Annotated in this window: 3 rRNA genes; all 3 read right to left on the minus strand. The window is 54.5% G+C overall.

Annotated features, from left to right (window positions below):
• Positions 1-10: 10 nt before the first annotated feature.
• Positions 11-127, minus strand: a 5S ribosomal RNA gene (gene rrf, locus FHS07_RS16250).
• Between the two features lie 100 nt (positions 128-227).
• Positions 228-3,337 (minus strand): 23S ribosomal RNA (locus tag FHS07_RS16255).
• A 422-nt stretch (positions 3,338-3,759) separates the two neighbouring features.
• Positions 3,760-5,281: ribosomal RNA gene (locus FHS07_RS16260) — 16S ribosomal RNA — on the minus strand.
• Together the 16S, 23S and 5S rRNA genes form the textbook arrangement of a ribosomal RNA operon.
• Between the last annotated feature and the right edge of the window lie 250 nt (positions 5,282-5,531).

Below are 5,531 nucleotides of genomic sequence, written 5' to 3' on the forward strand. Positions count from 1 at the left end.
CTTAAAGGAAGTCCGGCGGTGTCCTACTCTCCCACAGGGTCCCCCCTGCAGTACCATCGGCGCTGAGAGGCTTAGCTTCCGGGTTCGGAATGTGACCGGGCGTTTCCCTCTCGCTATGGCCGCCGAAACACTATTGATGTTCCGTAAACCAACAACGATATTTCATTGTTGTGTTCCCGACCGTACATCGAGAACCACTCAGTGGACGCAAGCACCAAAAACGGTGTGTTATCAAGTCATCGGCTTATTAGTACCGGTCAGCTTCACGTATTACTACGCTTCCACATCCGGCCTATCAACCCAGTAGTCTGGCTGGGAGCCTCTCACCCCTAAGGGTATGGAAGTCTCATCTTGAGGCCGGCTTCCCGCTTAGATGCTTTCAGCGGTTATCCATCCCGAACGTAGCTAATCAGCGGTGCTCCTGGCGGAACAACTGACACACCAGAGGTTCGTCCAACCCGGTCCTCTCGTACTAGGGTCAGATCCTCTCAAACTTCCTACGCGCGCAGCGGATAGGGACCGAACTGTCTCACGACGTTCTAAACCCAGCTCGCGTACCGCTTTAATGGGCGAACAGCCCAACCCTTGGGACCTACTCCAGCCCCAGGATGCGACGAGCCGACATCGAGGTGCCAAACCATGCCGTCGATATGGACTCTTGGGCAAGATCAGCCTGTTATCCCCGAGGTACCTTTTATCCGTTGAGCGACAGCGCTTCCACAAGCCACTGCCGGATCACTAGTCCCGACTTTCGTCCCTGCTCGACCTGTCAGTCTCACAGTCAAGCTCCCTTGTGCACTTACACTCGCCACCTGATTGCCAACCAGGTTGAGGGAACCTTTGGGCGCCTCCGTTACATTTTGGGAGGCAACCGCCCCAGTTAAACTACCCACCAGGCACTGTCCCTGAACCGGATCACGGTCCTAAGTTAGATATCCAGAGTGACCAGAGTGGTATTTCAACAATGACTCCACACTCACTGGCGTGAATGCTTCACAGTCTCCCACCTATCCTACACAAGCCACACCGAACACCAATACCAAGCTGTAGTAAAGGTCACGGGGTCTTTCCGTCCTGCTGCGCGTAACGAGCATCTTTACTCGTAATGCAATTTCGCCGAGTTCGCGGTTGAGACAGTTGGGAAGTCGTTACGCCATTCGTGCAGGTCGGAACTTACCCGACAAGGAATTTCGCTACCTTAGGATGGTTATAGTTACCACCGCCGTTTACTGGGGCTTAAATTCTCAGCTTCGCCTTGCGGCTAACCGGTCCTCTTAACCTTCCAGCACCGGGCAGGCGTCAGTCCGTATACATCGTCTTGCGACTTGGCACGGACCTGTGTTTTTAGTAAACAGTCGCTACCCACTAGTCTCTGCGGCCACCACACCCTTTCGGAGCAAGTCCTAATAAGTGGATGGCCCCCCTTCTCCCGAAGTTACGGGGGCATTTTGCCGAGTTCCTTAACCACGATTCTCTCGATCTCCTTGGTATTCTCTACCTGACCACCTGAGTCGGTTTGGGGTACGGGCGGCTTGAACCTCGCGTCGATGCTTTTCTCGGCAGCATAGGATCACCCACTTTTTATCCGCATCGTGTCTCAGCCTGTATGACTCCCGGATTTGCCTAAGAGTCGGCCTACGCACTTGCACCAGGACTACCATCGCCTGGCTTGGGCTACCTTCCTGCGTCACACCTGTTAATACGCTAACCGCACCAGCATGGGGTCGAGCGTTCGCCAAGACGGCTTCACCCCGAAGGGATCCATCCATTCCTGGTTAGGACTCTTAGCACCACTGGATTAGCTTGGGCGGTTCTTCGCCGGTACGGGAATATCAACCCGTTGTCCATCGACTACGCCTGTCGGCCTCGCCTTAGGTCCCGACTTACCCAGGGAAGATTAGCTTGACCCTGGAACCCTTGGTCTTTCGGAGGACGTGTTTCTCACACGTCTTTCGCTACTCATGCCTGCATTCTCACTCGTGTAGCGTCCACGGCTGGGTCACCCCGCCGCTTCACTCGCCACACGACGCTCTCCTACCCATCAACACGGCTGGACCACGAAGGCCTACCAAAAATGTCAATGCCACAACTTCGGTGGCGTGCTTGAGCCCCGTTACATTGTCGGCGCGGAATCACTTGACCAGTGAGCTATTACGCACTCTTTCAAGGGTGGCTGCTTCTAAGCCAACCTCCTGGTTGTCAAAGCAACTCCACATCCTTTCCCACTTAGCACGCGCTTAGGGACCTTAGTTGGTGGTCTGGGTTGTTTCCCTCTCGACTATGAAGCTTATCCCCCACAGTCTCACTGCTGCGCTCTCACTTACCGGCATTCGGAGTTTGGCTGACGTCAGTAACCTTGTAGGGCCCATCGGCCATCCAGTAGCTCTACCTCCGGCAAGAAACACGCAACGCTGCACCTAAATGCATTTCGGAGAGAACCAGCTATCACGAAGTTTGATTGGCCTTTCACCCCTATCCACAGCTCATCCCCTCAGTTTTCAACCTAAGTGGGTTCGGTCCTCCACGACGTCTTACCGTCGCTTCAACCTGGCCATGGATAGATCACTTCGCTTCGGGTCTAGAACACGCGACTGAAACGCCCTATTCAGACTCGCTTTCGCTACGGCTACCCCACTCGGGTTAACCTCGCCACGTATCGCTAACTCGCAGGCTCATTCTTCAAAAGGCACGCTGTCACCCCTACTAAGGAGGCTCCAACGGTTTGTAAGCAAACGGTTTCAGGTACTATTTCACTCCCCTCCCGGGGTACTTTTCACCTTTCCCTCACGGTACTTGTCCGCTATCGGTCATCTGGGAGTATTTAGGCTTATCAGGTGGTCCTGACAGATTCACACGGGATTTCTCGGGCCCCGTGCTACTTGGGATACTTTTCACGCCAAGAACAGGCATTTCGACTACGGGGTTCGCACCCTCTATGACCGGCCGTTCAAAACCGTTCGTCTATACCCTCTTGTCACGTCGACTGCTCGGCAGAACAATCAGAAAAGTCCCACAACCCCCAACGTGCAACACCTGCCGGCTATCACACACGCTAGGTTTAGCCTCTTCCGGTTTCGCTCGCCACTACTCACGGAATCGCTTTTGCTTTCTCTTCCTGTGGGTACTGAGATGTTTCACTTCCCCACGTTCCCTCTACCCGCCCTATATATTCAGGCGGGAGTCACCAGGTACGCACGCGCCCTGGCGGGGTTTCCCCATTCGGACACCCTCGGATCAAAACTCGCTTATCAGTTCCCCGAGGCTTATCGCAGATTGCTACGTCCTTCTTCGGCTCCAGATGCCAAGGCATCCACCGTTTGCTCTTAAAGACTTGAAATCACATGAGTTGAATCGTCAAAAAATTGACTAATGATCTTTAAGATCATCTTCACGACACAACCCCAAAGGATCATGTCGAAGATGCTCGCGTCCACTGTGTAGTTCTCAAAGTACGGGCGGTACCCCCTCCACACCCCACCAACCGGTGAAGCCGAAGAAGGCCCTAGAGGAACAGCCACCAACCACCCAGCCCAAAGACTGACGCGATCAGCGCCCGGCCCCTCAGGACCCAACAGCGTGCATGTACCGAAAACTCCGAACCAGATCATTCCTATGGCGAACCACGTACTAAACCCGAAAACATCATCTCCGACACCAAGTCAAATGTTCCACCCATGAGCTACCGGCAGACACGAACGGTCTGATCCGGCGCCTGGACACCCACAATCCGAAAACCATGAGATGCCAGATGCTCCTTAGAAAGGAGGTGATCCAGCCGCACCTTCCGGTACGGCTACCTTGTTACGACTTAGTCCTAATTACCGATCCCACCTTCGACGGCTCCCTCCACAAGGGTTGGGCCACCGGCTTCAGGTGTTACCGACTTTCATGACTTGACGGGCGGTGTGTACAAGACCCGGGAACGTATTCACCGCAGCGTTGCTGATCTGCGATTACTAGCGACTCCGACTTCATGAGGTCGAGTTGCAGACCTCAATCCGAACTGGGACCGGCTTTTTGGGATTCGCTCCACCTCACGGTATTGCAGCCCTTTGTACCGGCCATTGTAGCATGCGTGAAGCCCAAGACATAAGGGGCATGATGATTTGACGTCATCCCCACCTTCCTCCGAGTTGACCCCGGCAGTATCCCATGAGTTCCCACCATTACGTGCTGGCAACATAGAACGAGGGTTGCGCTCGTTGCGGGACTTAACCCAACATCTCACGACACGAGCTGACGACAACCATGCACCACCTGTTCACCAGTGTCCAAAGAGTCCCGTATTTCTACGGTGTTCTGGTGTATGTCAAGCCTTGGTAAGGTTCTTCGCGTTGCATCGAATTAATCCGCATGCTCCGCCGCTTGTGCGGGTCCCCGTCAATTCCTTTGAGTTTTAGCCTTGCGGCCGTACTCCCCAGGCGGGGAACTTAATGCGTTAGCTGCGTCACGGAAACCGTGGAATGGTCCCCACAACTAGTTCCCAACGTTTACGGGGTGGACTACCAGGGTATCTAAGCCTGTTTGCTCCCCACCCTTTCGCTCCTCAGCGTCAGTTACGGCCCAGAGATCTGCCTTCGCCATCGGTGTTCCTCCTGATATCTGCGCATTCCACCGCTACACCAGGAATTCCAATCTCCCCTACCGCACTCTAGTCTGCCCGTACCCACTGCAGACCCGAGGTTGAGCCTCGGGATTTCACAGCAGACGCGACAAACCGCCTACGAGCTCTTTACGCCCAATAATTCCGGATAACGCTTGCGCCCTACGTATTACCGCGGCTGCTGGCACGTAGTTAGCCGGCGCTTTTTCTGCAGGTACCGTCACTTTCGCTTCTTCCCTGCTAAAAGAGGTTTACAACCCGAAGGCCGTCATCCCTCACGCGGCGTTGCTGCATCAGGCTTCCGCCCATTGTGCAATATTCCCCACTGCTGCCTCCCGTAGGAGTCTGGGCCGTGTCTCAGTCCCAGTGTGGCCGGTCACCCTCTCAGGCCGGCTACCCGTCGACGCCTTGGTGAGCCATTACCTCACCAACAAGCTGATAGGCCGCGAGCCCATCCCAGACCGAAAAATCTTTCCAAACATGACCATGCGATCACATCTCATATCCAGTATTAGACACCGTTTCCAGCGCTTATCCCAGAGTCCAGGGCAGGTTGCTCACGTGTTACTCACCCGTTCGCCACTGATCCACCAAGCAAGCTTGGCTTCACCGTTCGACTTGCATGTGTTAAGCACGCCGCCAGCGTTCATCCTGAGCCAGGATCAAACTCTCCGTAAAAGAAAAAAACCACAACACCGGGAAAACGATGCCGCAGCGAGTTCGAAACTGACCAAAGAGAAAACATCATTACTGACGAATCCATAATGCCAACCCCCGGAAGGGCTGGTCTTTGATCCAAAGGAATTCTCACCAGTCCGAAGACCGACGAGGAATAAAATTGGCATTTGACAAGTGCACGCTGTTGAGTTCTCAAGGAACGGACGCACCCACGAAAACAGTCTTCCGACCTACCCGTGAGGCAGTTCAC

The sequence above is a fragment of the Microbacterium proteolyticum genome (assembly GCF_014192415.1).
GTDB lineage: Bacteria > Actinomycetota > Actinomycetes > Actinomycetales > Microbacteriaceae > Microbacterium > Microbacterium proteolyticum.